Here is a 2755-nt window from a genome sequence, read left to right as displayed (position 1 = left end):
GGACAGTAGAGTAAGACATAAGCAAAACACCTTCTCAGGAAGGTGTTTTTTATTTGTTACTTTTACAAAATTAAAGTATAATAAATATATACTTTTTTTAGCTTAAGAAAGTCAAAATATACATAACACCTTGAAGCGTTGGTGTTATGAGATTAAGGGAACGTTCTTGTCATACAAGTCAAATTTTGGGTAGGTATTTTATGTCAATGGATGTTGTATTAACTTATTGTATACTTATTCTCGCAATTATTCTTTTTGTAACGGAAAAACTTAGGTCTGACATAGTGGCCATTCTTATTATGATTCTTCTGGCATGGAGCGGAGTCGTTGAGGTAGAAGAGGCATTTTCAGGCTTCTCAAGCAATGCTGTCGTATCTGTCATGGCAGTAATGATTATGGGTTACGGCATAGACAAATCAGGAATCATGAAAAAACTCTCGAAAAAAATCATAAAACTTGCAGGAAACGGTGAAAAGAAGCTATTGGTATACTATCCCTTTCAGTAGGGCTCATTTCATCATTTATGCAAAATATAGGAGCTGCAGCCTTGTTTTTGCCTGCCCTTAGAAGGATATGCAGAAGAACAGGAATCCATCCTTCGAAGCTTCTTATGCCTATGGGATTTGCTGCTATTCTTGGAGGAACAATAACTATGGTTGCTTCAGGTCCTCTTATGATCCTTAATGACCTGGTGATTCAAAGAGGATATGAAAAATTCAATCTCTTCAGTGTAACTCCGGTAGGACTCGTGCTTCTTGCATCGGGCATCCTTTATTTCTATACTATGGGTGGCAGGGTACTTCCAAATCCAGAGATTCAACCGAAAAAGACATCGCAAAATATATTGAAGGAAATATATGACCTTCCAGACAATGTCTTCAAATAAAGGAGTTGGAGGACTTCATGTGCCAGGTGCTTACAATATAGACTATACGGGAAATCTTCCAACCTTTGCTGGATGGATCCTTCCTCCGTTAATGAATGTATTAATTGTGGCTGAAACTTATACAATTGCTGCAGCTACATCCACTTGGTTGAAGAGGGTTGGGATCGACAATGTTACTGGATTTCTACAGGCAGGAATGCATCAGTGGATTGTAGAAGGATTGCCGGTGGATCATATTCAACAGATATCTCCTATGGAGTTTGAAAAGATGATGGAAGAAGGAAATACAGTAGTCATAGATGGACGGGACAAGATTGCCTATGATGAAGAGCATATTGAAGCAGAAGGGAGTTAAAAAACTTTACAACCTTGCTGGAGGAATGAAAGGTTATCTAGCATATCAGAAAAGAAAGGTAGTTTATAACTCAACTAAAGAATAATAAGGGGGTTTCATAATGAATGTATTTACCATGGTTAAATGGTCTCCCTATGTTGTGGGAGCACTTATAGGGGTACTAAATATAATTGCCCTGCTGATATCGGACAAGGTAATAGGTACATCAACATCATATGCCAGAGCCAGTGGAATGATAAGAAAAATTTTCGATAAAGAATACGTGGAGAAGAATGAATTCTATCTAAAAACTGCTCCCGAAGTGGATTGGGCATTTATGCTGGTAATCGGTATTGTTTTTGGATCTTTTATTTCTGCAAAATTGTCTGGGGATTTTGGAATTGTCACAGTTCCACCAATGTGGGCAAATGAGATTTCTGAAGGATTCTTCCTGAGATTTGTGGTGGCTATGTTCGGAGGCGTTATAATTGCTATTGGTTCGAGATGGTCAGGAGGATGCACAAGTGGTCATGGAATAAGTGGCACAGGACAGCTTTCAGTATTGAGCTGGATTGCTGCATGTGCTTTCTTTATAGGCGGTATCGTGACTGCGCTGCTTATATATGGAATATAGGAGGGTGATGTTATGATGAATAAAATATATGAAAACAAAGGCCTTCAATTATTTTTTGGATTTCTTACAGGAATAGCTTTTGGATTTCTACTCCAGAAGGGTGGGACAACCAAGTACGATGTGATATTAGGTCAACTTAGACTTCAGGATTTTACTGTTCTGAAAATCATGCTTGCTGCAGTTATTGTCACAATGATGGGAGTCAGCCTTCTTTATCCAAAGGGATTGATCAAGCTTCATATCAAGCCGGGTTCTGTAAAAAATTCCATAATAGGTGGACTTATATTTGGTATAGGTTTTGCCACTCTTGGGTATTGTCCTGGAACCTTGGCTGGAGCGGTTGGAAATGGTTATGTTGATGGATTGCTAGGAGGAGTAGTAGGAATAATAATAGGTTCTGGATTATTTGCATCCATGTACAGTGTTCTAAAAAGAAATAACATATTATCCGAGGACGGGTATAGTGAAAAATCACTCTTTGATGAAATGGATGGAAGATCTTTTCGGTATACAATACCCTTTGCTGTTATACTGGCGGTCATAATGCTACTGCTTGAAATTTTTGGATTGTAGGTGATTTTATGATAGATTATCCGCATATAATACTTCACAACATATCTGTTGTTATAGCAATCTGCGCCCTTCTTATTATGGTATGGGGTGTAGTGCTTACCTTGGTGAGAATGGTTTACAGTGAAATAAACAAAAGGGGAAAGCTGGTCATGCACAATCTGAGGGAAGAGCTTAGAATAAAGCTTGGTTCCTACATACTTCTTGGACTGGAAGTTCTCATCGTTGCTGATGTCGTAGAGTCTGTCTCTGACCCTTCCATTGAAGAGCTTTATAGACTGGGAGGAATAGTTCTTATAAGGACAGTAATGGGATTCTTTCTTGAAAAGGA

At 38.5% G+C, this 2755-nt stretch carries 4 protein-coding genes and 1 pseudogene; all 5 read left to right on the top strand.

The annotated features are described in order from the left end of the window. Window positions 1-146: 146 nt before the first annotated feature. A pseudogene (locus tag AC3AX0_RS10995) lies at window positions 147-886 on the top strand (SLC13 family permease). Further along, window positions 873-1241: a hypothetical protein gene (locus AC3AX0_RS10990; RefSeq protein ID WP_487550332.1), complete on the top strand. Its 369-nt coding sequence runs from the start codon at window positions 873-875 to the stop codon at window positions 1239-1241. Before AC3AX0_RS10995 ends, AC3AX0_RS10990 begins: the two are co-directional and overlap by 14 nt. A gap of 100 nt (window positions 1242-1341) precedes the next feature. Continuing rightward, complete coding sequence (locus AC3AX0_RS10985; RefSeq protein WP_487550331.1) at window positions 1342-1854, top strand: YeeE/YedE thiosulfate transporter family protein; 513 nt, start codon at window positions 1342-1344, stop codon at window positions 1852-1854. 12 nt (window positions 1855-1866) lie between these two features. Next, window positions 1867-2427, top strand: coding sequence for a YeeE/YedE thiosulfate transporter family protein (locus tag AC3AX0_RS10980; RefSeq protein WP_487550330.1), 561 nt, complete (start codon window positions 1867-1869; stop codon window positions 2425-2427). Between the two features lie 8 nt (window positions 2428-2435). Beyond that, a partial coding sequence (locus AC3AX0_RS10975; RefSeq protein ID WP_487550329.1) for a DUF1622 domain-containing protein occupies window positions 2436-2755 on the top strand: 320 nt, incomplete at its 3' end.

The sequence above is a fragment of the Dethiosulfatibacter sp. genome (assembly GCF_983023055.1).
Note: the sequence above shows the minus strand (reverse complement) of the source record. Positions and strands in the feature narration are given on the sequence as shown.

Bases quoted from the DNA above. Each gene is read 5' to 3' on its own strand.
- AC3AX0_RS10990 (WP_487550332.1), top strand. From the start codon at position 873: ATGTCTTCAAATAAAGGAGTTGGAGGACTTCATGTGCCAGGTGCTTAC.
- AC3AX0_RS10985 (WP_487550331.1), top strand. From the start codon at position 1,342: ATGAATGTATTTACCATGGTTAAATGGTCTCCCTATGTTGTGGGAGCA.
- AC3AX0_RS10980 (WP_487550330.1), top strand. From the start codon at position 1,867: ATGATGAATAAAATATATGAAAACAAAGGCCTTCAATTATTTTTTGGA.